Below are 22,428 nucleotides of genomic sequence, written 5' to 3'. Positions count from 1 at the left end.
CGTGTGGGGCCGGTGATTGAAAGGCTGAAAGACTCGATATCGAACTGCGACCTGTCTGTCACGGTCCAGGCTATGGTTGGCGTGCCGCCTCGGCGCACTGGCTCTCGCCGAAATCGCGCAACGCCGTAGCGGTTTGCGGGTCGGCCGGAAAGAATGCCTCGATCGCGAGTTCCGAGAGCGTCACGTCCACCGGCGTGCCGAACACGGTGGTCGTGCTGAAAAACGATAGCACGCCGATCGGCGTGCGCAGCCGCAGCGGTACGGCAATCTGGTTGACGGCGGTGTTGTCGTGCTCGGTCGCATCCGCGCCCGGCGGCGCGGGGTACGCCGCCAATTCGTCGCGCAGCGCGCTCAACGTGTCGTCCCCGCTCACGTCGATTTGCCGCTGAAGTCGCGCGAGTATGTGCTCGCGCCATGCATGCCAATTGATGATGGACGCGGCGATACCCTCCGGATGCAGGCTCAGGCGCAGTGCGTTGACCGGCGGCTTCAGCAGTTCCGGACTTGCGCCGCTCAGCAAAGGCGCAAGCGCACCGTTCGCGGCAACGATGGTCCAGTGCCGGTCGATGGCAAGCGCCGGGTAGGGTTCGTGTCCTTTCAGCACCAACTCGACAGCCTCGCGTGCAGCGGCCAACTGCGGATCCGATAGCGGGCGTTCCCGGAACAGCGGCGCGTAGCCTGCGGCGACCAGCAGTGCATTGCGCGCGCGCAGCGGCACGTCGAGCCGTTCAGCAAGGTGCATGACCATTTCCCGGCTCGGCACTGCGCGGCCTGATTCGACGAAGCTCAGATGCCGGGTCGAAATATCGGCTTCGGCGGCGAGCAGCAGCTGGCTCATTCTTCGACGCTGGCGCCATTCGCGCAGCAGGTCGCCGACCGTGCGGCTGGCCGCCGGCAAGTGTGGCGGGACTGGTTGCGCAAGTGAAAGTGTGTTCATGCCACCGATCATAGCCAAACCGCGCTATCGATCCATTACCTCAGAGGTAATGGAATACCCCGCAACACCGCGGAATGCCATCTGCCACGCCTACGAAACTTCGGAAAGACGCGTGACACCGTAGTAAGCCGCGGCAAATCGACGAAACGGCAAAGCCGACAGAGCGGGACACCCGACTCAGACCGCCGCCATGCCTTCCGGTACCACGTTGAGTTTGACCCCGAGCGCACGCAGCAGTTTGAGCACCGTGTCCATACGCGGTTTGGAGCCGGGTGCGAGCGTTTTGTAGAGGCTTTCGCGGCCAAGTCCGGCATCTGCCGCGACCTTGGTGATGCCGCGCGCTTTGGCGATGTCGGCGATCGCGGCGAGCAGGACGTCGGCGTCGCCTTCTTCGAGTGCTGCGTTGAGATACTCGGCGATCATTTCCTCGCTATCGAGGTAATGCGACGCGTCGAACCGTGCGGTTTTGATTCTGCTCATGACAGTTCCTTTCTGATTGCTGCCCACATTGTTTTGGCATGCTTGATATCGGCCGGCTGGGTGGATTTGTCGCCACCGCATAGCAGCAGATAGATCATGCCTTTTTCACGCGCGAAGTAGACCCGATAGCCGGGGCCACAATCGATGCGCATCTCGGACACACCTTCTTCAAGCAACTTCACGTCGCCGAAATGCCCGCGTTCCGCACGCCGGATACGCACGAGTATTTTCGCCCTGGCTCTTAAATCGGAGAGCCGTGCAAGCCAGGTGTCGAACTCATCGGTGCGGTTGAGCGTGCACTCAGGTGGCGAACCGATCTGCTGAGAATTGTATCCATGTAGATACGATCTTGCAAGTGTAAAAACCATATTGAAAAAGCGTCCCCGTGCCCGTGTTTGTTGAGTGCGTCACAAGCCGCGCGCCGGCGCCGCGCAGCCCCCATTGCCACACGAGATTAGCGGCTGCCGCCGCGGCTGACGACTCGGCCGGATGGCCAATCCGGCGCTCGACGCAATGCGCTCGCGCCGCAGCGCAAGACTGCTTACCTCTCAGGTAATCGACGCACCGCGCCCCGGCCCTCAAGCTTCACTCCGAGCCCGCCGCACACAACCGTGTCTGCTGAGCGTAGTGCTCAGTCATGCCAATGAAGGAGTCTTGAGATGAACGCGCATACCGATCTGATCAACCGTTATTTCGACGCATGGAACGAAACCGATGGCGCGCGCCGTCGCGAGTTGATAGCCGCGGCATGGAGCGCCGACGCCGACTATTGCGATCCGCTGCTGGCGGGCTCGGGCCACGAAGGCATCGACGCGATGATCCGGGCGGTGCATGAGCGCTTCCCGCATCACACGTTTCGGCGTACAGGCCAGGTTGACGGCTTCGCCAACCGGCTGCGCTTTTCCTGGGAGCTGATCACGCCCGCGGGCGAGGCGGTCGTGAAGGGATCGGACTTCGGTGTGGTCGATCCACAAGGACGCTTGCAAACGGTCACCGGCTTCCTCGATCAGGTGCCGGACGGCGCCTGAGCATCGCTTCTTGACGGAGAAGATCATGGACGAGCCCGCCGCCGCCACGGGTCCACAAACGGCCATCGCGTTCGCGCGCCTGACGGGCGCCGTCGACTCGCTGTCCAGCGCAATCGCCGGCTTTGCGCTGCTCGGCGGAGCGCGCGCGTTCATGTTCATCGCGTTGCTGGGCTGGCGCGAGCCGGTGCTCGGCGGCGCGGGTCTCGTGCTGCTGGCGCTGGTCGGCTGGTTGCGTTGGCAATGCGGTGACGGCGCGGCCGCGTCCGCCGTGCAGAACACGCGCCGCTGCAACCACTCAGCGTGCCGTCGCCGCGAGTCGCCTTCAACGGATGCGCGCAACATTGCTTGCTACAATCGTCCGCTCGAATGCGATTCGAAGCGCTGTCCCGTCTTCGTCGAGCCGAGTGGCTGCCGCTTCGGCCCGATTCGAACACGGGCGTGAGGCGAGTGCTTCGCGCATCCGAAAACCAACGTCCAGATCCTGGCGCCCAGCCGGCGATCGGACCTGACCGGACCAACCGGACCTAACCGGAACACAAGGAGACACCGTGCTGAAGAATCTGGACCCGCTGCTCAACGCCGACATACTGCATGCGCTACGCTCGATGGGCCACGGCGACGAACTCGTCATTTGCGACGCCAATTTCCCGGGCGACTCGGTTGCGCGCGAGAGCGTGCTGGGCAAGGTGCTGCGCCTCGACGGCGTGAACGCGCCGCGGGCGATTCGCGCGGTGCTTTCGGTAATGCCGCTGGACACGTTCATCGAGCACCCCGCGTCGCGCATGGAGGTGGTGGGCGAGCCGCACACGATTCCGTCGGTGCAGCGTGAAGCGCAGATTGAGGTCAATGCCGCGGAAGGGCGCGATGTGCCGTTTGCGTCGATCGAGCGGTTTGCGTTTTATGAGCGAGCGCGCAAAGCGTATTGCGTGATCGCCACCGGCGAAGCGCGCGGCTACGGTTGCTTCGTGTTCACGAAGGGCGTTCTGCTCGCCCCGGACGCGCCGCAGTCGTAACTCGGGCCTAAGTGTCGCGGCAAGCGCGGGTGTGAGGTCATGAGTGAGGTCATGAGCGCCATCTGCCGGCAGCCGTACGCGAATGTCGCGCGCGTGCTGATTTTTCGTCTGGCCGCTGTTGGCGGATCGGCCCGATTCGTCAACAGGCATCGGCTCACATCACGGTGACTGAAGCTATGAGCTTTTCTATAGAAAGTCTCGATCATCTCGTTCTGAACGTGGCCGACGTGGAAGTCAGCGCCGCGTGGTACGCGCGCATGCTCGGCATGCGGCGCCACGAGTTCGAATCGCGCACCGGCACGCGGGTCGCGATGACCTACGGCAATCAGAAGATCAACCTGCGTCCCGTGGCGGCCGACACCGTCGCGTGGTTCACCGGCCGCGAGGCGGTGCCCGGCAGCGCCGATCTGTGTTTCGTCACGACCACGAGCCCGGCCGAGGTCAAGGCGCATTGGCTTGCCCAAGGCGTCGAAATCGAGGCCGGACCCGTGGAGCGCGACGGCGCGCGCGGCAAGATGACTTCGGTGTATTGCCGCGATCCCGACGGCAATCTGATCGAAGTTGCGACCTATCCTCGAGCATAAGCGCGTCGGCGATTCCGCCCGCGGCAGGTACCGCCGACGCGAGCCTGCGGCCCTCGCGAGCCCCTTTTTCTCGCCCCGCACGCGGCGCGCCGTGCGCCCGCGCACCTTGGCCCGAGCTTGGGAGCTTGGAAAAGGCGGGCAATGCACATATTCTCAGATGCGATACGGGGAACTGCGGCCTCCCGGCCGGGTCTGCTGCTTATTCATCTACAGGAGCCCCTCATGACGCGTCCCGTCGATTCCGGCGTAATTCTCATCGCGCGTATTGCCCTTGCCGTGCTGTTCCTGTGGGGCGGTGTGATGAAACTGCTGGGCTATGCGGGCTTTGTCGGCTACCTGCATTCGAAGGGTGTGCCGTTCGTGCAGGTCGCCGCGCCGATCGCCGTCGCCGTCGAGGCGCTCGGCGGTCTGTTGCTGATCGTCGGCTTCAAGGTGCGCCCGCTTGCGCTCATCATGGCCGTGTATACGGTGGCGACGGCGGTTCTCGGCCACGATTTCTGGAATGTCACCGACGCTGCCTTGCAACGCGACATGGTGATCCATTTCTGGAAGAACATCGGCATTGCCGGCGGGTTCCTGCTGCTGTTCGTGACTGGCGCGGGTCGCATCAGCATCGACGGCGCGCGTCCCGGAGGCAATTCTCTCGGCGCTCGCTCGCCGCGCGGCGGGCTTGGTCTTTGAAGCAGCAGTAAGGTAGTCTGTGCGAGTCGCTTTCGATTCCAGCTGTAACCAAGGGAGCAAATAATGATTCAAAGTTTTGAGCAAACCATTGGCGGCAAGGCCACGCAATTGTGCGCGAGTCTCGGTGAAGGGCCCACGCCGCATCGTGTGATTATCAGTCTGGCCGATTCGGCGACAACTCTGGTGATTCTGGACGCATCCGGAATCATCAGCACGATCAAGGCCGAGATCGAGGAGCCGGAGAAACTGATCGCCGACGCCATTGCCAAAGCGCAAAACGAAGGCCTGATCGAGCGCGCAATCGACACCGGCACGATCCAGGAAGCGTCGCTTTAAGTCAGGCGGCGCGGCGTCGGCGGGCAGGGCGTCGCGGCTCACAGACGCAGGCATCGCGCTAATCGCCAGTGTGAACCCGGACCAACCCCCGCCATGCACGCGCATGGCGGGGGTTATTTTTTGCGCGCCCAATACAGCAGGCGGTACGCTTAGTTCGATTCGCCGACTCGCTCGCGGCCGGCAACGCGAAGCGCGGAGTCCGACGACTGCGGCTGCGGATGCACGAAGCAGCTCAGCACGCCGCCGAGCACCAGCAGAGCGACTGAGACGGCGGTCGCCGCCTGCATGCCCGAGACGATTTGCGTAGCGGCCGCGCCGCTCGCCAGTGCGCCGAAGGCCGCCACGCCGACCGCGCCGCCGGCTTGCCGCGCTGTGTTCAACACGGCGGAAGCCGTACCGGCGCGTTTCGCGTCGGTCGAGGCCAACACGGCGGTGGTCATTGCGGGAACCGCGAGGCCCATGCCCGACGGAATCAGCAGAAACGGCAGCAGCAAGCCAATGAGCGGCGTGCCGGCGTCGACGAAATGCAGCAGGCCGTAGCCGAGACCGGCGGTGATCGCGCCCGCGATCATCGGCACCCGTACGCCGAAGCGGCCGACCACCCAGCCGCTTGCCACATTCGACAGCAGAAACCCGCCCGTCAATGGGAGAAAGGCCAGGCCGGCCTGCAACGGCGTATAGCCGCGCACGCGCTGCAAATACAGGCTCAGCACTAACACCATGCCGTAGTAGGTCAGGTTCACGCAGATGCCGAACAGCACCGCCACGCTGAAGGAGCGTTTGCGAAAGAGCGAGAGCGGCAGCATCGGCGCCGCGGCGCGCGACTCCACGGCGATGAAGGCGCTTGCAGCGACTAGCGCCAGCACGAAACCGCCGGCGACGAGCGGGTGACCGAGGCCGAGCGGCCGCCATTCGATCACAGCGGCGACGAAGGCGGTCAGCGCGACGACGGCCAGACACTGACCGCTCAGATCGATGCCGCGCGGCCTTGCGTGAGCCGTTGTGCCCGCCGCTAATTGCAGCCCCGGACGGCGCACGGCGGTCTCGGGCCGCGGCACCCATAACAAGGTCGCGAGAAAACCGGCGGCGCAGATCGGCAGATTGACGAGAAAAATGCTGCGCCAGCCGAACGCCGCGATCAGCACGCCGCCGAGCACCGGTCCCGCGGCGATCGAAATCGCCCCCGCGGCTGTCCACAGCCCGACCGCGCGCGCCCGGAGTTTGGGGTCGTGTCCGAACGACTGATTGAGCAGCGCCAGCGAATTCGGCAGCATGGCGGCGGCGCCGACGCCTTGCAGCGCGCGCGCCGCGACCAGCAGGGCCGCGTCGAGCGCAAGGCCGCAGGCGAGCGACGCAAGTGCGAACAGCACGATCCCGGCGGCGTACAGGCGCCGCGCGCCGAAGCGGTCGCCGAGCGCGCCGGCGGACAGCATCAGCACGGCGAACGCGAGCGTATAGGCATCGACGACCCATTGGAGGCCTGCCACATTCGCATGCAGGTCCGCGCCGATTTTCGGCAGCGCGATGTTGACGATAGTGACGTCGAGTTGCGTGACGACGAAGCCGACGCTGACTGTCGCGAGGACACGGCCGAGGGCGGGCGAACGGGGGCGTTTGGGGGAGTTCATGCGATACATCGTAGAGCCGATGCGGCGCATGATGTTTCGCGACGGCGTGAACTGTGGATGTCGTCAGAAGCGCGTGACGCCGACCCCAATGCAAACAAAAACGGCGCGCCGTGTGGCGCGCCGTCATTGCGAAGCAGAAGCGGAAAACAGCAGCGGAAAACAGCAGCAAAAGCCGCCGATCAGCGCGTTTGCGGCGCGTCCTTGATGAACAGCGTGGTCAATGCCCCGAGAATGCAGATTGCGCCGACGTACATCGGTGCGGCCATCGGGTTCGACTTCATCATCAGCGACACGGCGATCGGCGTCAGGCCGCCGAAAATCGCGTAGGCCACGTTGTACGAGAACGAGATGCCCGAGAAGCGCACCACCGGCGGGAACGCCTTGACCATCACGAACGGGATCGCGCCGATCACGCCGACGAACAGGCCAGCCAGCGCGTACAGCGGCAGCAGCGCCGAGCTATCGAGCGCGAGCTGCTGGAACATCACGTAGTACGTCACGGCCAGCGCCAGGCCGCCGATGAAAATGGTGCGCCCCGCGCCAATGCGGCCGGCAATCGAGCCCGCCATCACGCAACCGATCGTCAGGCACAGCGTCGCCACGCAGTTCGCCAGCAACGCAGTGGCCGGCGCGATATGAAACTGCTTTTGCAGCAGCGTCGGCGTCATCAGAATCACCACGACGATCGCGGCCGACAGCATCCACGTGAGCAGCATCGAGACGATCACGGCGCGGCCGTGGTCGCGCAGCACGGCCTTGAGCGGAACTTCGGCGGCAATCGCCTTGCGTTGCTTGAGTTCGGCGAACACCGGCGTTTCATGCAGCCAGCGGCGCAGGTAGACCGAGAACATGCCGAACACGCCGCCAACCAGGAACGGAATACGCCACGCGTAAGCGGAGATTTCCGCCGGCGCGAAGTTGCGGTTCACCGCCGAGGCGATCAGCGAGCCGAGCAGAATGCCCGCCGTGAGGCCGGCCGTCAGCGTGCCGCACGCATAGCCGACGTGCCGCTGCGGCACGTGCTCCGACACGAATACCCAGGCGCCCGGGACTTCGCCGCCGACCGCCGCGCCTTGCATTACGCGGAACAGGAGCAGCAGGACCGGCGCCAGCACGCCGATGCTGGTGTAAGTGGGCAGCAGACCCATCATCAGCGTCGGCACGGACATGAGCAGCACGCTCAGCGTGAACATGCGCTTGCGGCCGAACAGATCGCCGAAATGCGCCATGATGATGCCGCCGAGCGGCCGGGCCAGATAGCCCGCGGCGAAGATGCCGAAGGTTTGCACCTGGCGCAGCCAGTCCGGCATCGCCGCCGGGAAAAACAGCTGGCCGATCGCCGGCGCGAAGAATACGAAGATGATGAAGTCGTAGAACTCCAGAGCCCCGCCGAGGGCGGCGAGGCCGAGCGTCTTGTAATCGCTGCGCCCAAGAGGGCGTGGGGTGACAGCCTGCGCTCCACCCAGATTTGTCGCTTGCATTGCTTGTGTCTTTTCTTGAATTGGGAGCCACACGTAGCGCGTGGAAACACGGCGGTCGTCGGGCGAGAAGTGTGGCAGGCGCTGGGTAGAGCACGGGACACCGGCGCGCCGGCCCGGGTTGGGGCAAGCACGATGACGACTGGGGCCAGGCGGGGATTTTACAGGATGAAAGCGGATCGTTTCTGGAGGTGCTTAATTGGACTGAAAAAGTTCCGCAAAATGCGCTTTTTCGTAGCATTGACGATGGCGCCATCAGAATCGTCGCAACCGAGTATGGGAATACGCGCCAGTGGTGTCGGGGTCGGCGGATTCATATGCAAATTCGGACTGCTCCTATGGGATGGCGCGGGCGTGCCTCTGAGAATCGCGTCCGAGCTATCAGTTAAGAGTTATCCCATGCGCATTGCCATCCTTCAACGTGACCCGGTCATGCGTCAGTCGATCGAAAGGGTCCTGACGTCCGCTGGCCACACCTGCACGGCTTTCGACGACGGCTTGAGCATGTCGAGAATGCTCGCGCGCTCCACCGTGGATCTGCTGGTGCTGGACTGGCAGGGTCTGCGGCTCTCGGGCGGCGAGGTCCTACGGGCGGCGCGTGCGGTGGGCGGCGACCGTCTGCCGGTGATGTTCGCCTCGGCGGACATGGCGGAGGACCATGTTGTGCGCGCCTTCGTTGCCGGCGCGGACGACTATGTCGGGTTGCCGCTGCGCGCTGCCGAGTTTCGCGAGCGGGTTGCTGCGCTGCTGCGGCGAGCGTATCCGGACAGGTTCAGTGCCGCGAGTTTCGACGTGGGCCCGTACCATTTCGACACGCGCCGCCAGCTCGTCATGCTGCGCGGCCAGCCGGTCCAGCTATCCGGCACGCAGTACCGGCTGGCGTCGTTGTTCTTCTCCAATATCGGCCGCGTGCTGTCACGCGATCACATTTTCGCAATGGTATGGGGGCGCGAATTCCGCGAGTTCACCCGCACGATCGACAGTCACGTTTCGCGGCTGCGCCTGCTGCTCGAGATCGAGCCGCAAAACGAATTCCGGTTGCAACCAGTTTATAAAAGCGGCTACAGGCTGCTGCATCTGCGCCGCGGCGAATCAGTCGACGCAGACGCAGACGCAGATGCAGACGTCGATGCCGACGCCGACGCCGACACCGAGAAGCAGGCAGCCTGAAGTCGGTCCGGTCAGATCAGATCTGCGGCAGCGTGGGCCGTGTTTCGATCGACTTGCGAATCAACGCTTCGACCGCTTTGCGTTCGTCGCCCACCAGCGGCAAGCGCGGCGGGCGCACCGGCTCGGTACCCAGTCCGACGATCGTTTCGGCGAGTTTGATGTTCTGCACCAGCTTTGCCGAGACGTCGAGTGCGAGCAGCGGTGCGAACCAGCGGTAGATCGCTCGCGCTTCCTCGAGGCGTCCCGCCTTCAACAACTTGTAGATCACCACCGTCTCACGCGGAAACGCACACACGAGACCGGCCACCCAGCCATGCGCGCCCATCAGGATGGCTTCCATGGCGAGATTGTCGACCCCGCACAGAATCGCGAAGCGGTCGCCGACCACGTTGATCAGGTCGGTCACGCGCCGCACGTCGCCGCATGACTCCTTGATCGCGACGATCTTCTTCTCGTCGGCGATTTCCGCGAACATGTCGGGCGTCATGTCGACGCCATAGGCGAGCGGATTGTTATAGATCATCAATGGCAGTTCGCTCGCGTCGGCGACGCTGCGGAAATGGTGCAGTGTCTCGCGGCGGTCCGACAGATAGCGCAGTCCCGGCAGCACCATGTAACCGGCAGCGCCATGGCGGCTGCCGGCTTCGGCCTGACGGCAGGCGTCGAGCGTGCTGTTTTCAGCGATCGTCAACAGGACCGGCACACGGCCGCGCGAGGCCTCGACGGCGATGTCGAGCACTTGCAGCTTTTCATCCAGCGAGAGTGTCGACGCTTCACCCAGCGATCCGCACACAATGATGCCGTCCACTCCCGCGTCGATCTGCGCTTCGATATTCTTACCGGTCCATGCGCGGTCTATGCTGAAATCCGCGTTGAATTTGGTGGTGACTGCGGGCAATACGCCTTCCCAGATATGCGCCACGACTGCTCTCCTGAGTGTGATGTGTTCCAGCGCAGTGTAAGCAGGGAAAATCCTGCCGTCTTGCGTGAATCGCGCGCGGCGAATGACGATTTCAGCATAACCGCTTTGCCTGAAGCGTCGCCGGGTCAAGGCGTATCCCTTATTTTGGGATAAGACGCGAAGTGAGTCGAAGTGCATGGCCGGCGCGACGCCACCTGCTGCGGGCCGCTCTCCGTGCGCGCCCGGCAGACGCTGCTGGACCGCTATCTATTGAGAGCGCGAGGCCGCCGCACGTTCAGTTGACTATGCCGAAATCGTCACAATCCGCGCTTAAGCACACCAAGACTCGGCTGTCCGCCGTTTCTACCATGACGATCATGAAAACCTTGAACATCATCGACTCGCACACCGGCGGTGAACCGACCCGCCTCGTGGTGTCGGGCGGCCCGGATCTCGGCGGCGGTACGCTGGCGCAACGGCTCGAAGTATTCCGCACGCACTTCGACGACTGGCGCGCGGGCATCGTCACCGAGCCGCGCGGCTCGGATGTGGTGGTGGGCGCGCTGCTCTGCGAGCCCGACGATCCCACGTGCGCGGCCGGCGTGATCTTTTTCAACAACGTCGGCTACCTCGGCATGTGCGGGCACGGCACGATCGGGCTCGTCGTCTCGCTCGCGCACCTGGGACGGATCGGGCCGGGGCGCCATCGGATCGAGACGCCGGTCGGCGTTGTCGAAGCGACGCTCAACGAGGATGGCAGCGTCGCCGTACGCAACGTGCCGGCCTATCGCTATCGCGAGTCCGTGCAGGTGGAGGTGCCGGGCCACGGCGTGCTGACGGGCGACATCGGCTGGGGCGGCAACTGGTTCTTTCTCGTCGCCGATCATGGGCGCGCGTTGGAGGCTTCGCGTATCGGCGAATTGACGGCGTTCAGCGGAGCGATTCGCGACGCGCTGATCGCACAGCGCATCACCGGCGCGGAGGGTGCCTTGATCGACCACATCGAACTCTTTGGCCCCGGTTCGCGCGACGGTATCGACAGCCGCAGCTTCGTGCTCTGTCCCGGCAATGCGTACGACCGCTCGCCATGCGGCACGGGCTCCAGCGCCAAAGTGGCCTGTCTCGCCGCCGACGGCAAGCTGGCCGAAGGGGCCGTGTGGCGGCAGGAAAGCATTATCGGCAGCGTGTTCGAGGCGAGCTATCGCCATGCCGGCGACGCCGTCCACGTGATTCCCACCATTACCGGCCACGCCTACATTACGGCGGAAGCGCGCCTGTGCTTCGACGAGCGTGATCCCTTTGCGTGGGGCATCCGCACGGCATGACGGCAGACGTGTTGATCGTCGGGGCCGGCATTGTCGGCGCGGCGTGCGCGGCGGAACTGGCGGCGCTCGGCATGCGGGTCGACGTGTTCGACGCGCGGGGCATCGGCGGCGGAGCGACGGCGGCGGGCATGGGCCACATCGTCGTGATGAACGACTCGCCGGCGGAATTCGCGCTGAGTCGGTATTCACGAGAATTGTGGCTTGAACTCGCGCCGCAGCTGCGCGCGCGCGACGCGTTCGCGCGCTGCGGCACGCTCTGGGTCGCAGCGGACGAAGAAGAGCAACACGCCGCCCGCGCGATGCATGCCGCGTTCGAGGCTCAAGGCATGACAGCGCAACTGCTCGACGCGGCCGCGTTGCGGGCTTGCGAGCCGGCACTGGCGGCGTCGATGGCGGGCGGTTTGCGCATTGAACACGACAGCATCGTGTATGCGCCGACCGTCGCCGAATGGCTGCTGACGCAATCGCCGGCCGCCACAAATATTCGCGTGCGCCTGGGTGCGGGGGTGACCTCGATCGGCGCGAACGGCCTCACGCTTGCCGACGGCGAACGTGTCGGCGCGGCGCACGTCGTCGTTGCCAATGGTCTGGGTGCGCAGCACCTCGTGCCGTCGCTGCCGCTGCAGCCGAAAAAGGGCCACCTGCTGATCACGGACCGTTATCCTGGCCTGATCCGGCATCAGCTGCTGGAACTCGGCTACATCAAGAGCGCGCATCACGCGGCGGGCACGTCGGTGGCGTTCAATGCGCAACCGCGGCCCACGGGGCAATTGCTGATCGGCTCGTCGCGCCAGTTCGACAGCACCGATCCCGCCGTCGACATGCCCGTGCTCGCGCAGATGCTGCAGCGCGCCGCGCACTACCTGCCTGTGCTGCCGACGCTCAACGGCGTTCGCGCGTGGACCGGATTTCGCGCGGCCACGCCGGACGGCCTGCCGATGATCGGCGCGGCCGGCGATTTCGCGCCCGGCGTATGGCTTGCCGTCGGGCACGAGGGCCTCGGCGTGACGACCTCGCTCGCGAGCGCGAAGCTGCTTGCCGCGCAGATCGTGGCGAGCGTCGCGCCGATTGCGGTCGAGCCTTATCTACCTGAGCGTTTTGCCAGAAAGGTGGCCCATGACTCGTAGCAGCGACGCGGCAAGCATCCACTTGACGATCGACGCCCGGAGCATCGCTGTCGCGCCCGGCACGACGGTGGCCGCTGCGCTCGTGCTGGCGGGTATTCGCAGCACGCGGATGTCGGTGAGCGGCGAGCCTCGCGCCGCGCTGTGCGGCATGGGCGTGTGCCAGGAATGCCGTGTGACGATCGACGGCCGGGCGCATGTGCTGGCGTGCCAGGCCGTGTGCCGGCAGGACCAGGTCGTTCGTACCAACGTTGCGGTGAACATGCCTTGAAACAGCCATTCGACATCGAAGGCGCAGGGCGTTCTCTGGCGCAATCCTGTCTGGGCCGACTCGACGACGCGCCAGCCACACTATGAAACAACACTTCGAGATCGTCATTGTCGGCGCGGGTCCGGCCGGCTTGAACGCCGCGCACGCTGCCGCGCGCACGGGAGCCACGGTCGCTCTGCTGGACGACAATCCACGCGCCGGCGGCCAGATCTGGCGGCAAGGTCCGGGCGATTCGCCGCAAGCGCCGTTGCGTCACCTCCTCGCCGCGCTGAGCGGGCAAGGCAACCTCACGCATTGGCCGTCGACTCGCGTGGTTGCGCCACTGGATTCACGCGGGTTGTTGCTCGAATCCGCGCAGCACGGCGGCACGTGTATCACGTATGAGCGCCTGATTCTTGCGACCGGCGCGCGAGAGCGGCTCTTGCCGTTCCCAGGCTGGACATTGCCGGGCGTGACCGGCGCGGGCGCGCTGCAGGCGCTCATCAAGGGCGGCATGCCGGTGCGTGGCGAGCGGATCGTGATTGCCGGCAGCGGTCCGTTGCTGATCGCCGCGCTCGCCACGGCGCGCGCGGCGGGGGCGCAGGTGGTGGCGGTGGTGGAGCAGGCGTCGGCGTTCGACGTCGCGCGTTTCGGCGTCTCCCTGCTGGCCGAGCCCGCCAAGTTGCGGCAAGCCGTCGGCATGACGCGCGGGTTCGCGGGCCTGAATTACTGGACCAGCAGTATCGTCGAAGCGGCGCATGGGGACGGCCGTGTCGAGCGTGTCACCATCGCGCGCGGGCCGGGGAGGCGCGTCACGCTCGATTGCGACCGCATCGCGTGCGGCTATGGGCTCGTGCCGAACGTCACGCTGGCGCAAGCGCTCGGCTGCGCGATTGGCGAGGCGGGCGAGATTGTCGTCGACGGCGAACAGCGCACATCGGTGGAGAACGTGTTCGCGGCGGGCGAGTGTACCGGGGTCGGCGGCGCCGAGCTGGCCGGTGTGGAGGGCGAGATCGCCGGCCTCGCTGCAAGCGGCGCGGCAGCGGTCCACGCGGCGCTCGACACGCAGCGGGCGCGATGGCGCGGGTTCGGCCGACGCGTCGACGCGGCCTTCGCCCTGCGCGCCGCCGCACGCACGCCGCCCGCTGACGCCACGCTGCTGTGCCGCTGCGAGGACGTGAGCATCGGCGAAGTCCGCGAGTTTGCGAACTCGCGCGACGCCAAGCTGCATACCCGCTGCGGCATGGGCGCCTGTCAGGGAAGGATTTGCGGCGCGGCGGCGAGCCTGTATTTCGGTTGGGAGGCCGCGGCGCCGCGCCCGCCTTTCAGCCCGGCGCAAATCGGCACCTTGATGGCGGCGAATGTGGAGCCGCCGCCAACCGAATAAGCCGTTCGCCCACCGGCCGTGCGGACACAGGCCGGCGGATATTGTTCGGCCGTAGCGCGGACCTATAATCGACCGCACGCGTCGACCGCGAGCCTGCAACGGCGGTCGCGCCCCCCAATGCCCCATCAACGCACGGACCAACGAGACCCGCATGATGAACACGCTGGCTCATCCGCTCGAGACGGACGACGCAACGCTGTCCGGCATGCTGTCGCACTTCAGGCTGCTGGAGCCGGTGTTCGACGCGATGCCGGACGTCGTGTTCTTCGTCAAGGACGCCGAGGCGCGCTATGCGCTGGTGAACCGCACGCTCGCGTCCCGCTGTGGCTTCAAGGAAAAGGCGGCGCTGCTCGGCAAGACCGCCGAGGACGTGTTTCCGCGCCGCTTTGGGCGCATCTATACGGCGCAGGACAAGGCGATCATCAACGTCGGCAATCAGCTGATCGACCAACTGGAACTGCATCTGTATCCCGGCAGGCAGCCGGGATGGTGCCTGACCTGCAAGCAGCCGCTGCGGGATGCGGCGGGCAAGATGGTCGGCCTCGCCGGCATTTCCCGCGACCTGAAAGCGGACGAAAGCAGTCATCCGGCCTACAGCCGACTCGCCGCGGTGGTGCAGTCCATCCAGGCGAACTACGTTCAGCCTTTGAATCTGAAGCAGCTTGCGGCGATGGCCGATATGTCGGTCGCGCAACTGGAGCGCTATTTTCACAAGGTGTTTCATCTGACGCCGCGCCAGGTCTTGCTGAAGGCCCGGCTGGACGCCGCGACGGCGCTGCTGGTCTCGCACGACAAGGTCACCGACGTCGCCGCGCTGTGCGGCTACACCGACCACAGCGCGTTCACGAGACAATTCAAGGCGACCGTCGGCGTGACGCCGACCGAGTACCGCATGCTGCTGCACGGCACTTCGCGGAGCTGAATCGCCGGACATGGCTCGTCGCAAGCATCACTACTATGTCTACGTCGTCGCGCTGGACGACAAGGTGTGGAACGAGGCGCGCTTTCGGCGCGCGAATCCGGACTACCGGTTCGACAAGCCTTGCGTCTATGTGGGTATGACGGGACTGGACCCGGATCTGCGCTTTGACCGGCATAAGGCCGGCATTCAGGCCAATCGCTATGTGCGCGATTACGGGTTGCGGCTCGTGCCTGAGTTATATGAGGTGTTCAATCCCATGCCTTACCGCGGCGCACAGGATATGGAAGTGGAACTGGCGATTGGACTGCGCGAAGCGGGCTACGGCGTGTGGCAGGCGTGAGTTGCGCGATCCGGCCGTGGCGTTTGTCAGCGGGGCTCGTCACCGCTTGACCGCCTAAGGGGCTCAAACCTGGGCGCGCGCCTTGAATGCGGTTATCGCGGCGCGCGTTACTTCACACCGAGGCCACGCAGCACGGCGTTGCCTTCAGGCGTCAAACGGATATGCGAATTGCCGGCGTCGCTGGAAACCGTTTCAATCAGTCCGGCTTCGTGAAGCTGCGGGATCTCGGGTTTGGCGGACGCGTCGATCGGCGCGTGCAGCAACAGCAGCAACGTCGCCAGTTCGTGGTGGCTCAGCAGGCGGCGCAGGATGGTAGGCCGCTTTGCCGGCGCCGCGGCGTCGTTTGTGTTCGAATCGGGCTGGTTCATGGTGCGCACCTTGTGCGGGTTAGTGTCGACTGGATGATGCGGACGAAGTCTTAAACGATTCTTAAGACACCATTATCCTGTAACACCGTGACACGAAGATTGCACCGACCCAAGTTACCGTTTGTCACACTTACACGTGCTTTCGGCCGCAAACCCTTACGGGGCGCAGGTTTTGCCCGCTGTCTCGATCCACAGGTTGTTCACGTGGCGTTTGCCCGCGTAGAAACGGTAAGTCGTGGCGCCATTGTCGCTGCGCACCTTGACGATATTCGAATCGCCGAAGTCGAGCATCTGGCCTTGCGGAATCGCCGTGGATTTGAACGCGGCGTTGTGGCTGGAGGCCACTTGCGTCAGACACGAGACCACGTCGTTGACGGAGCGCTGCGTGGTGGTGTCCGCGACGGGCTCGCCGGCATCCGGATTCTTCTGGAAGTACGCACACGCGCTGAGAAGCAGGGGAACTGACAGGACTACGGCAAACTTCTTCATATCTCTCCTGGCGTTACATTCGGCTGACAGTACGTGCGACGCCCGCACATGGCACAGCCGCGCGGCATGGACCGCGAAATCAGGTGCCATTATATCGGTGCGGCGCGGCTCCACAGTCGATGCCGCACGCGCCGTGCCCGGCTGGCCCCGCCGGACGGACCTTCCTGTGCCTGTGCGACCCGCCGGAAAGCCTATTTGCGGCGCTGCGCTTGCGCGGCAAGCCGCACGGCGGCATTGGCCGCGCCATAGCCGTCGTAACCGCCGCGCCGCTCGACGATTTCCATGAAGAAACGCTGGTCGAGCTGTTCCGTGTAAGCGTGGAAAAATTCGCCACCCCGCTCGTCGCGGTCGTACAGGATGTTATTGGCGCGCAGCGCCTCCAGCGTCTCGTCCGGTAATGCGTAGCGAGCGGCGAGATCCTCGTAGTAATTGCGCGGAATGCGCAACACCGGCAAGCCGTCGGCGACGAACTCGGGCATCGCGCTGAAAATGTCGCCGGTGCTGAAAGCGACGTGGTTCAGGCCGGACCCGTGATACGTGTGCAGCGCCTCGGCTACCGCCGTGTGATGGTCCACGGAGGCATTCAGCACGATGCGCACCGAGCCGTCGCGGCTGCGCAGCGCGCGGCTGCGTACGAGACCGTAGGGATCGGGCACCAGCACGCCTGGTTCGGCGTCGAACCCCAAGGCGGTTCGCAGGAACAGCACCCACGTATCCAGCGAATTCGCCGGCACCGACAGGCAAACATGGTCGATACGGCTGAGCGGCCCGACTTCGGTCGGACCGTTGATGTCGGTGAGAACGAAATCGGCCTCGAACAAGGTGGGCTGATCCGGCGTTTCGTCGACGAAATAATTCAGGCTGCTGTCCGGCGCCTGCACGGCGGGCAGCACGCGTTCGTTCGGCCCGATCTGCCCGGAGAACGGCGCGTAGCCGAAGCCGGCGGCGCGCTCGAACGCCTGATGGGCGTCGTCCACTCGAAACGCCGACGCGCACAGCGACAAACCATGCTGCTGGAAGAACGCATTGGCGAACGAATCAGGCTCGGCGTTCAGCACGATCGAAGCCGCGCCGTGCTGGTAAAGCGTCACCTCTTTCGAACGATGCCGGCCGGCCTCGCGAAAGCGCAGTTTGCCGAGCCAGTCGACGAGTTGCGCGCGCGTGCCGTGGTCGACCGCGAATTCGAGAAACTGGTAGCCGACGTGCGCGGGCGCCGCGGGCGAGCGGTACAGGTCGCCGACCGGCTGCTGCGTGGATTCGAGCAACGCGCGCGTCTGTTCCTCGAGGAACAGCAGCGAACGATGGCCGTCCGCGGCCGTGATGGTGGTGGGCGCGGCGCGAAAGCCGTCGTTGAAGATTTCCAGTGAAAGCGGCCCGCTGTAGCCGGTTTTAACGACCTGCGCGGTGAAATTGGCGAGATCGAAATCGCCCTGGCCCGGGAAGCAGCGATAGTGACGGCTCCATTCGAGCACGTCCATGGCGAGCTTCGGCGCGTCGGCGATCTGCACGAAGGCGATGCGTTCGCCCGGAATATCGGCGATGCCGTCCACCGTGTCGTTCAACGAAAGCGTGTGAAAGCTGTCGAGCACGAGCCCGAGATTGGGATGATTGACGGCATTCACGAGTTTCCACGCGTGCCGGTACGTCTTGACGTGTTTGCCCCACGCGAGCGCTTCGTAGCCCGCGATCACACCGGCAGCCTCGGCGGCGCGGGCCAGCGCGCCGAGCTGGTCGGTCATCAGCGAATCGTCGCCGATGGTGTCGGGCGACACGTTGCTGCACACCAGAATGCGGTCCGTACCCAGTTCATGCATCACGTCGAACTTGCGCTTTGCGCGGTCGAGATTGCGCTCGAGGCGCTCCGGGCTGACACCGTCGAAATCGCGAAACGGCTGAAACAGCATGATCTTCAGCCCGAGATCTTCGGCGATGCGCCGCACGTCGGCGGGCGAACCGTCGAAATACAGCAAGTCGTTCTCGAAGATCTCGACGCCTTCGAAGCCCGCCGCCTGGATCGCGGTCAGCTTCTCGACAAGGGTTCCGCTGATCGACACGGTGGCAATCGAACGTTGCATGGACGGCTCCTGCAAAAACAATCAAACGGCTGTTGGATAAGGCGCGCAACGGCGTCTCGCGCGGCACTGGCAGGCGCCGGCGGCAGGCATGCTGCATTGCGCAAAATGGGCCAGTTCGTTACTTATGTCAGCAAGACACAGGTCACAATGGTCCACGCTAACCGAAGTTTCCGACAGTTTATACAAACTAACTAGATGGTACAAATTCGTAGAAACCCCGAATGACGACGGCGGCCAATGCGCGCACACTTCGGTCACGTTGCCAGAGCACCGCGGTCGCCGTGGTTGGCTTCAGGCCTCACTTTGCAGGAGTGGATCTCATGAGTTTTGCCTCCGTACTGGTCCTCAATGGACCGAATCTCAATCTGCTCGGCACGCGCGAGCCGGCCATCTACGGCTCGGAAACACTCGACGACGTCGCGAAACTCTGCCGCGATGCCGGCGAGCGGCTGGATCTGTCGATCGACTTCTGCCAGTCGAACGCCGAGCATCAACTGATCGACTGGCTGCACGCGTCGCGGACCAAGGTCGATGGCATCGTGATCAATCCGGCGGCTTACACGCATACCTCGGTTGCCATCGCCGACGCGCTTTCCGCGATCGAAAAGCCGGTGATCGAAGTGCATATTTCAAACGTGCATCGCCGCGAGGCGTTCCGGCACCACTCGTACGTGTCGGCGGTGGCGGAGGCGGTCATCATCGGTTGCGGCACGCAAGGCTATGTACTGGCGTTGGAGCGGATGGCCAGCATTCTTAAGCATAGGGCGGCGAAATGAACTCACAAGCGAACTCACAAGCAACACCTCATTCCTATCTGGTCGGTCTGATCGGATCGGGCATTGGCGGATCGCTGACGCCCGCGATGCACGAGGAAGAGGGCAGCAAGCTCGGCCTGCACTACGTGTACCGGCGTATTGACCTGGAAGCGTTGAAGCTCGACATCGCCGCCCTGCCTGATCTGCTCACGGCCGCCGAACGCATGGGCTTCAACGGCCTGAACATCACATATCCGTGCAAGCAGGCCGTAATTCCCCTGCTCGACGAACTGTCCGACGACGCGCGCGCGCTCGGCGCGGTCAACACGGTCCTGTTCAAGGACGGCAAACGTATCGGTCACAACACGGACTGGTCCGGTTTCGCCCGCGCGTTCCAGCGCGGCTTGCCGGACGTGTCGCTGGAGCGCGTCGTGCAACTGGGCGCGGGCGGCGCCGGCGCGGCGGTCGCGCACGCCGCGCTGAACATGGGCGCGAAATCGCTCACGCTGTTCGATGTGGATGCTACGCGCGCCGCCTCGCTCGCTGAAGAATTGCAGACGCGTTTTCCTGCCGCCGCGGTCAGCGCCGGCAGTTCGCTCGCCGAGTCGCTCGCGGCCGCCAATGGCCTGATTCACGCCACCCCCACCGGCATGGCGAAATTGCCCGGCTTGCCGCTGCCGGTCGAATTGCTGCACCGCGATTTGTGGGTGGCGGACATCGTCTATTTTCCGATCCGCACCGCGCTGCTGGAGGCGGCCGAGGCAATCGGCTGCCGCACGCTGAGCGGTGGCGGCATGGCGGTGTATCAGGCGGTCGACGCCATGCGCATCTTCACTGGTCTCGAACCCGACGCCGAGCGGGTGTACAGCCATTTTCAATCGTTGTTGCAACGCTAAGCGGCAGCGCACCAACCGCTAACAAGCAGAGGAGACGATCACCACATGCAGCAACCCATTTCATCCACCCAGGCCGACGCCGCGCCGCCGAAAGGCGCTGCGGTAAGCACCGCGCGCCGCTCGAAAGCCCGCTATCAGATTCTGGCGCTGCTTGCGGTCGGAACGATGATCAATTATCTCGACCGGACGGTGCTCGGCATCGCCGCGCCGCAGTTGACCAAAGAGCTCGGCATCAACGCCGCGCTCATGGGGCTGCTTTTCTCGGTGTTTTCGTGGAGCTATGTGGCCTCGCAGATTCCGGGCGGTCTGTTTCTCGACCGCTTCGGCAGCAAGCTCACTTATTTTCTGTCGATGACCTTCTGGTCGCTGTGCACGCTCGCGCAAGGGCTGGTGCACGGCATCGGCGGGCTGTTCGCGTTCCGGCTTGGCCTCGGCGTCTCGGAGGCGCCGTGTTTTCCGACCAATAGCCGGGTGGTCGCCACGTGGTTCCCGCAGAGCGAACGCGCCATGGCGACGGGCACGTACACGGTCGGCGAATACATCGGCCTGGCTTTTTTCAGCCCGTTCCTGTTCATGCTGATGGGCGCTTTCGGCTGGCGCTCGCTGTTCTACGTGGTGGGCGGCGTCGGACTTGTGTTCGGCGTGATCTGGTGGATGTTCTATCGTGAGCCGCGCGATCACCCGTCGGCGAATCAGGCGGAACTCGACTATATCGAAGCGGGCGGCGGTCTCACGAGCGCGAAGAAGAGCGGCGATGCATCGGACGCCACAGGTGCGGCGGCGAAGGCGAAGAGCGGCTTCGAATGGCGCACCATTGGACGGCTGCTCAAGCATCGTCAGCTGGCCGGCATCTGTCTCGGCCAGTTCGCCGGTAACTCGACGCTGGTGTTCTTCCTGACCTGGTTCCCGACGTATCTCGCCACCGAACGCCACATGGCATGGCTGAAGATCGGCTTCTTCGCGATCATGCCGTTCATTGCCGCGTCGATCGGCGTGATGTTCGGTGGCATTTTCTCCGACTGGCTGCTGCGCCGCGGCAAGTCGGCGAACGTGGCGCGCAAGCTGCCGATCATTGCCGGGCTGCTGCTCGCGTCGACTATCGTTCTCGCCAACTATGTCGAGAGCAACGTGGCGGTGATCGCGATTCTGTCGGTGGCGTTTTTTGCGCAGGGCATGGCGGCGCTGGGTTGGACGCTGGTGTCGGACATCGCGCCGGAAGGCCTGCTCGGCGTGACCGGCGGCATCTTCAACTTCGCCGCCAACCTGGCCGGCATCGTGACGCCGCTGGTGGTGGGTTTCATCGTCGCGGCAACCGGCTCGTTTGTCGGCGCGCTGGTGTTCATCGGCGCGATTGCGCTGGTCGGCGCGCTGTCGTACATCTTTATCGTCGGCGATATCAAGCGGATCGTGCTGGTGGATTGAGCGGTCCGGGACCGGACGAAAAAAAACGGGACGTGGCGCGAGCTACGTCCCGTTTTTTACTTTGAGGCTCCCCTCAGTCGTCCTTGCGCACGAAACGCAGCACGGCGTCGACGATCATGGCGCGATGTCGCGCGCGCAAGCGCGGATGCGACGGATCGCGCCCGAACGCCGCGCCGAAGGTATGGCGATTGCCGACGCGGTGAAAGCACAGCGAGCTGATCAGCAAATGCAGATCGATCGGATCGAGGTCGCTGCGGAACTGCCCGCTCGCGATACCGCGCTTGAGCAGATCTTCGATCGTATGAATCACGGTGACGTTGCGGCCTTTGAAGCTCTTGACCTGCTCGACGTACTTGGCGCCGTGAATATTTTCGATGGTGACGAGCCGCACGAAATCGCGCTGACGGTCGTGATAGTCGAACGTGAACTCGACTAGCGCGCGCATTCCCTCGATCGGGTCGAGTTCGCTGACGTGCAGATCCTGTTCGAGCGCGCGAATGTCTCCGTACACCTTTTCCAGCACCGCCTGGTACAACCCTTCCTTGCTGCCGAAGTAGTAGTACAGCATGCGCTTGGTGGTGTTCGTACGCTCCGCGATCGCGTCGACGCGCGCGCCCGTCAATCCCATCGCGGAGAACTCCTGGGTCGCGACCTCGAGGATGTTGCGCTTCGTCTGTTCGGGATCGTACTTGCGCCGGGTGTCGGTACGCGGACTGTCGGACGGGATGCCGTTGGTATCAGGCTCGGCAGCCTTGCTTCCCTTTTTCATTGTGTATTCGAGCGGCGGTGACGGCGCATTCTAGCATGGCCAAACTGGCGTCCGACGCGGGTCCCGGGCA

Annotated in this window: 25 protein-coding genes and 1 pseudogene; 16 read left to right on the top strand and 10 right to left on the bottom strand. The window is 64.5% G+C overall.

The features are described from left to right. Positions 1-70: 70 nt before the first annotated feature. The 3 genes from P0D68_RS01435 to P0D68_RS01425 all read right to left on the bottom strand — a co-directional run bounded on the left by P0D68_RS01435 (position 71) and on the right by P0D68_RS01425 (position 1,785). On the bottom strand, positions 71-937 hold the full coding sequence (locus tag P0D68_RS01435; protein WP_408295771.1) for a helix-turn-helix domain-containing protein: 867 nt from the start codon (positions 935-937) through the stop codon (positions 71-73). Positions 938-1,114: 177 nt separating this feature from the next. Next, positions 1,115-1,417 carry an addiction module antidote protein gene (locus P0D68_RS01430; protein WP_408295768.1) on the bottom strand — a complete coding sequence of 101 codons (303 nt, stop codon included), beginning with the start codon at positions 1,415-1,417 and terminating at the stop codon, positions 1,115-1,117. Beyond that, positions 1,414-1,785 carry a type II toxin-antitoxin system RelE/ParE family toxin gene (locus tag P0D68_RS01425; RefSeq protein WP_408295765.1) on the bottom strand — a complete coding sequence of 124 codons (372 nt, stop codon included), beginning with the start codon at positions 1,783-1,785 and terminating at the stop codon, positions 1,414-1,416. The genes P0D68_RS01430 and P0D68_RS01425 overlap by 4 nt, the downstream gene beginning before the upstream one ends. A 291-nt stretch (positions 1,786-2,076) precedes the next feature. On the opposite strand from P0D68_RS01425, the gene P0D68_RS01420 reads away from it, so the two are divergent. The 6 genes and pseudogenes from P0D68_RS01420 to P0D68_RS01395 all read left to right on the top strand — a co-directional run bounded on the left by P0D68_RS01420 (position 2,077) and on the right by P0D68_RS01395 (position 5,059). Next, complete coding sequence (locus P0D68_RS01420; RefSeq protein WP_408295762.1) at positions 2,077-2,445, top strand: nuclear transport factor 2 family protein; 369 nt, start codon at positions 2,077-2,079, stop codon at positions 2,443-2,445. Between the two features lie 25 nt (positions 2,446-2,470). Next, a pseudogene (locus P0D68_RS01415) lies at positions 2,471-2,689 on the top strand (hypothetical protein); the annotation flags it as partial. A 304-nt stretch (positions 2,690-2,993) separates the two neighbouring features. Continuing rightward, positions 2,994-3,458, top strand: coding sequence for an RbsD/FucU family protein (locus P0D68_RS01410; protein ID WP_091807314.1), 465 nt, complete (start codon positions 2,994-2,996; stop codon positions 3,456-3,458). Between the two features lie 176 nt (positions 3,459-3,634). Next, positions 3,635-4,042: a VOC family protein gene (locus tag P0D68_RS01405; protein WP_091807316.1), complete on the top strand. Its 408-nt coding sequence runs from the start codon at positions 3,635-3,637 to the stop codon at positions 4,040-4,042. A gap of 222 nt (positions 4,043-4,264) precedes the next feature. After that, positions 4,265-4,723 carry a DoxX family protein gene (locus tag P0D68_RS01400; protein WP_408295758.1) on the top strand — a complete coding sequence of 153 codons (459 nt, stop codon included), beginning with the start codon at positions 4,265-4,267 and terminating at the stop codon, positions 4,721-4,723. A 63-nt stretch (positions 4,724-4,786) separates the two neighbouring features. Then, on the top strand, positions 4,787-5,059 hold the full coding sequence (locus tag P0D68_RS01395; protein WP_408182811.1) for a hypothetical protein: 273 nt from the start codon (positions 4,787-4,789) through the stop codon (positions 5,057-5,059). A gap of 149 nt (positions 5,060-5,208) precedes the next feature. Here the strand turns inward: P0D68_RS01395 and P0D68_RS01390 are convergent, their stop codons facing one another. Both P0D68_RS01390 and P0D68_RS01385 read right to left on the bottom strand, forming a co-directional pair. After that, positions 5,209-6,696 (bottom strand): MFS transporter, encoded by a 1,488-nt coding sequence (locus P0D68_RS01390; RefSeq protein ID WP_408467972.1) that lies wholly within the window; start codon positions 6,694-6,696, stop codon positions 5,209-5,211. Positions 6,697-6,866: 170 nt separating this feature from the next. Then, positions 6,867-8,168, bottom strand: a complete 1,302-nt coding sequence (locus tag P0D68_RS01385) for an MFS transporter (RefSeq protein WP_408182806.1) — start codon at positions 8,166-8,168, stop codon at positions 6,867-6,869. 396 nt (positions 8,169-8,564) lie between these two features. On the opposite strand from P0D68_RS01385, the gene P0D68_RS01380 reads away from it, so the two are divergent. Then, positions 8,565-9,335, top strand: coding sequence for a response regulator transcription factor (locus tag P0D68_RS01380; protein ID WP_408295752.1), 771 nt, complete (start codon positions 8,565-8,567; stop codon positions 9,333-9,335). A 16-nt stretch (positions 9,336-9,351) separates the two neighbouring features. Here the strand turns inward: P0D68_RS01380 and P0D68_RS01375 are convergent, their stop codons facing one another. Continuing rightward, positions 9,352-10,257: a dihydrodipicolinate synthase family protein gene (locus tag P0D68_RS01375; RefSeq protein ID WP_408295749.1), complete on the bottom strand. Its 906-nt coding sequence runs from the start codon at positions 10,255-10,257 to the stop codon at positions 9,352-9,354. A gap of 347 nt (positions 10,258-10,604) precedes the next feature. Here P0D68_RS01375 and P0D68_RS01370 point away from each other — a divergent pair, with 347 nt between their 5' ends. The 6 genes from P0D68_RS01370 to P0D68_RS01345 all read left to right on the top strand — a co-directional run bounded on the left by P0D68_RS01370 (position 10,605) and on the right by P0D68_RS01345 (position 15,584). Further along, a complete protein-coding gene (locus P0D68_RS01370; RefSeq protein ID WP_408295746.1) occupies positions 10,605-11,561 on the top strand; it encodes a 4-hydroxyproline epimerase in 957 nt (318 codons plus the stop codon). Beyond that, the gene (locus P0D68_RS01365) at positions 11,558-12,688 is read left to right on the top strand and encodes an NAD(P)/FAD-dependent oxidoreductase (RefSeq protein ID WP_408295744.1); all 1,131 of its coding nucleotides are present in this window, start codon (positions 11,558-11,560) and stop codon (positions 12,686-12,688) included. Before P0D68_RS01370 ends, P0D68_RS01365 begins: the two co-directional genes overlap by 4 nt. Beyond that, entirely contained in the window at positions 12,678-12,956 is a 279-nt protein-coding gene (locus P0D68_RS01360) for a (2Fe-2S)-binding protein (protein WP_408295741.1), read from the top strand. Before P0D68_RS01365 ends, P0D68_RS01360 begins: the two co-directional genes overlap by 11 nt. Positions 12,957-13,038: 82 nt before the next feature. Then, a complete protein-coding gene (locus P0D68_RS01355) occupies positions 13,039-14,322 on the top strand; it encodes an FAD-dependent oxidoreductase (protein ID WP_408295738.1) in 1,284 nt (427 codons plus the stop codon). A 154-nt stretch (positions 14,323-14,476) separates the two neighbouring features. Next, positions 14,477-15,244 (top strand): AraC family transcriptional regulator, encoded by a 768-nt coding sequence (locus tag P0D68_RS01350; RefSeq protein ID WP_408295906.1) that lies wholly within the window; start codon positions 14,477-14,479, stop codon positions 15,242-15,244. 10 nt (positions 15,245-15,254) lie between these two features. After that, entirely contained in the window at positions 15,255-15,584 is a 330-nt protein-coding gene (locus P0D68_RS01345) for a hypothetical protein (protein ID WP_007177862.1), read from the top strand. Positions 15,585-15,691: 107 nt separating this feature from the next. Here P0D68_RS01345 and P0D68_RS01340 read toward each other — a convergent pair whose 3' ends face one another. From P0D68_RS01340 to P0D68_RS01330, 3 genes are all read right to left on the bottom strand, one after another. Further along, entirely contained in the window at positions 15,692-15,952 is a 261-nt protein-coding gene (locus P0D68_RS01340) for a hypothetical protein (RefSeq protein WP_091807340.1), read from the bottom strand. A 156-nt stretch (positions 15,953-16,108) separates the two neighbouring features. Next, positions 16,109-16,441 (bottom strand): YdgH/BhsA/McbA family protein, encoded by a 333-nt coding sequence (locus P0D68_RS01335; RefSeq protein ID WP_091807342.1) that lies wholly within the window; start codon positions 16,439-16,441, stop codon positions 16,109-16,111. Between the two features lie 191 nt (positions 16,442-16,632). Beyond that, the gene (locus tag P0D68_RS01330; protein WP_408182779.1) at positions 16,633-18,516 is read right to left on the bottom strand and encodes a bifunctional sugar phosphate isomerase/epimerase/4-hydroxyphenylpyruvate dioxygenase family protein; all 1,884 of its coding nucleotides are present in this window, start codon (positions 18,514-18,516) and stop codon (positions 16,633-16,635) included. Positions 18,517-18,836: 320 nt separating this feature from the next. Here P0D68_RS01330 and aroQ point away from each other — a divergent pair, with 320 nt between their 5' ends. From aroQ to P0D68_RS01315, 3 genes are read left to right on the top strand one after another with little or no spacing between them, the layout of a single operon-like run. Beyond that, entirely contained in the window at positions 18,837-19,292 is a 456-nt protein-coding gene (gene aroQ, locus P0D68_RS01325; RefSeq protein ID WP_408295734.1) for a type II 3-dehydroquinate dehydratase, read from the top strand. Next, on the top strand, positions 19,289-20,167 hold the full coding sequence (locus tag P0D68_RS01320) for a shikimate dehydrogenase (RefSeq protein WP_408182773.1): 879 nt from the start codon (positions 19,289-19,291) through the stop codon (positions 20,165-20,167). The genes aroQ and P0D68_RS01320 overlap by 4 nt, the downstream gene beginning before the upstream one ends. Positions 20,168-20,212: 45 nt before the next feature. Continuing rightward, complete coding sequence (locus P0D68_RS01315) at positions 20,213-21,589, top strand: MFS transporter (protein ID WP_408295731.1); 1,377 nt, start codon at positions 20,213-20,215, stop codon at positions 21,587-21,589. Between the two features lie 73 nt (positions 21,590-21,662). Here the strand turns inward: P0D68_RS01315 and P0D68_RS01310 are convergent, their stop codons facing one another. Then, entirely contained in the window at positions 21,663-22,358 is a 696-nt protein-coding gene (locus P0D68_RS01310) for a TetR/AcrR family transcriptional regulator (protein WP_408295728.1), read from the bottom strand. Between the last annotated feature and the right edge of the window lie 70 nt (positions 22,359-22,428).

Source organism: Paraburkholderia sp. RL17-380-BIE-A (assembly GCF_046028085.1).
GTDB lineage: Bacteria > Pseudomonadota > Gammaproteobacteria > Burkholderiales > Burkholderiaceae > Paraburkholderia.
The sequence above is the reverse complement of the archived record's forward strand: the minus strand, read 5'-3'. Positions and strand labels throughout refer to the sequence as shown.

Coding starts and splice junctions, on each gene's coding strand:
- P0D68_RS01435 (WP_408295771.1), bottom strand. CDS start 937: ATGAACACACTTTCACTTGCGCAACCAGTCCCGCCACACTTGCCGGCG.
- P0D68_RS01430 (WP_408295768.1), bottom strand. CDS start 1,417: ATGAGCAGAATCAAAACCGCACGGTTCGACGCGTCGCATTACCTCGAT.
- P0D68_RS01425 (WP_408295765.1), bottom strand. CDS start 1,785: ATGGTTTTTACACTTGCAAGATCGTATCTACATGGATACAATTCTCAG.
- P0D68_RS01420 (WP_408295762.1), top strand. CDS start 2,077: ATGAACGCGCATACCGATCTGATCAACCGTTATTTCGACGCATGGAAC.
- P0D68_RS01405 (WP_091807316.1), top strand. CDS start 3,635: ATGAGCTTTTCTATAGAAAGTCTCGATCATCTCGTTCTGAACGTGGCC.
- P0D68_RS01400 (WP_408295758.1), top strand. CDS start 4,265: ATGACGCGTCCCGTCGATTCCGGCGTAATTCTCATCGCGCGTATTGCC.
- P0D68_RS01395 (WP_408182811.1), top strand. CDS start 4,787: ATGATTCAAAGTTTTGAGCAAACCATTGGCGGCAAGGCCACGCAATTG.
- P0D68_RS01390 (WP_408467972.1), bottom strand. CDS start 6,696: ATGTATCGCATGAACTCCCCCAAACGCCCCCGTTCGCCCGCCCTCGGC.
- P0D68_RS01385 (WP_408182806.1), bottom strand. CDS start 8,168: ATGCAAGCGACAAATCTGGGTGGAGCGCAGGCTGTCACCCCACGCCCT.
- P0D68_RS01380 (WP_408295752.1), top strand. CDS start 8,565: ATGCGCATTGCCATCCTTCAACGTGACCCGGTCATGCGTCAGTCGATC.
- P0D68_RS01370 (WP_408295746.1), top strand. CDS start 10,605: ATGACGATCATGAAAACCTTGAACATCATCGACTCGCACACCGGCGGT.
- P0D68_RS01365 (WP_408295744.1), top strand. CDS start 11,558: ATGACGGCAGACGTGTTGATCGTCGGGGCCGGCATTGTCGGCGCGGCG.
- P0D68_RS01360 (WP_408295741.1), top strand. CDS start 12,678: ATGACTCGTAGCAGCGACGCGGCAAGCATCCACTTGACGATCGACGCC.
- P0D68_RS01355 (WP_408295738.1), top strand. CDS start 13,039: ATGAAACAACACTTCGAGATCGTCATTGTCGGCGCGGGTCCGGCCGGC.
- P0D68_RS01350 (WP_408295906.1), top strand. CDS start 14,477: ATGAACACGCTGGCTCATCCGCTCGAGACGGACGACGCAACGCTGTCC.
- P0D68_RS01345 (WP_007177862.1), top strand. CDS start 15,255: ATGGCTCGTCGCAAGCATCACTACTATGTCTACGTCGTCGCGCTGGAC.
- P0D68_RS01340 (WP_091807340.1), bottom strand. CDS start 15,952: ATGAACCAGCCCGATTCGAACACAAACGACGCCGCGGCGCCGGCAAAG.
- P0D68_RS01335 (WP_091807342.1), bottom strand. CDS start 16,441: ATGAAGAAGTTTGCCGTAGTCCTGTCAGTTCCCCTGCTTCTCAGCGCG.
- P0D68_RS01330 (WP_408182779.1), bottom strand. CDS start 18,516: ATGCAACGTTCGATTGCCACCGTGTCGATCAGCGGAACCCTTGTCGAG.
- aroQ (WP_408295734.1), top strand. CDS start 18,837: ATGAGTTTTGCCTCCGTACTGGTCCTCAATGGACCGAATCTCAATCTG.
- P0D68_RS01320 (WP_408182773.1), top strand. CDS start 19,289: ATGAACTCACAAGCGAACTCACAAGCAACACCTCATTCCTATCTGGTC.
- P0D68_RS01315 (WP_408295731.1), top strand. CDS start 20,213: ATGCAGCAACCCATTTCATCCACCCAGGCCGACGCCGCGCCGCCGAAA.
- P0D68_RS01310 (WP_408295728.1), bottom strand. CDS start 22,358: ATGAAAAAGGGAAGCAAGGCTGCCGAGCCTGATACCAACGGCATCCCG.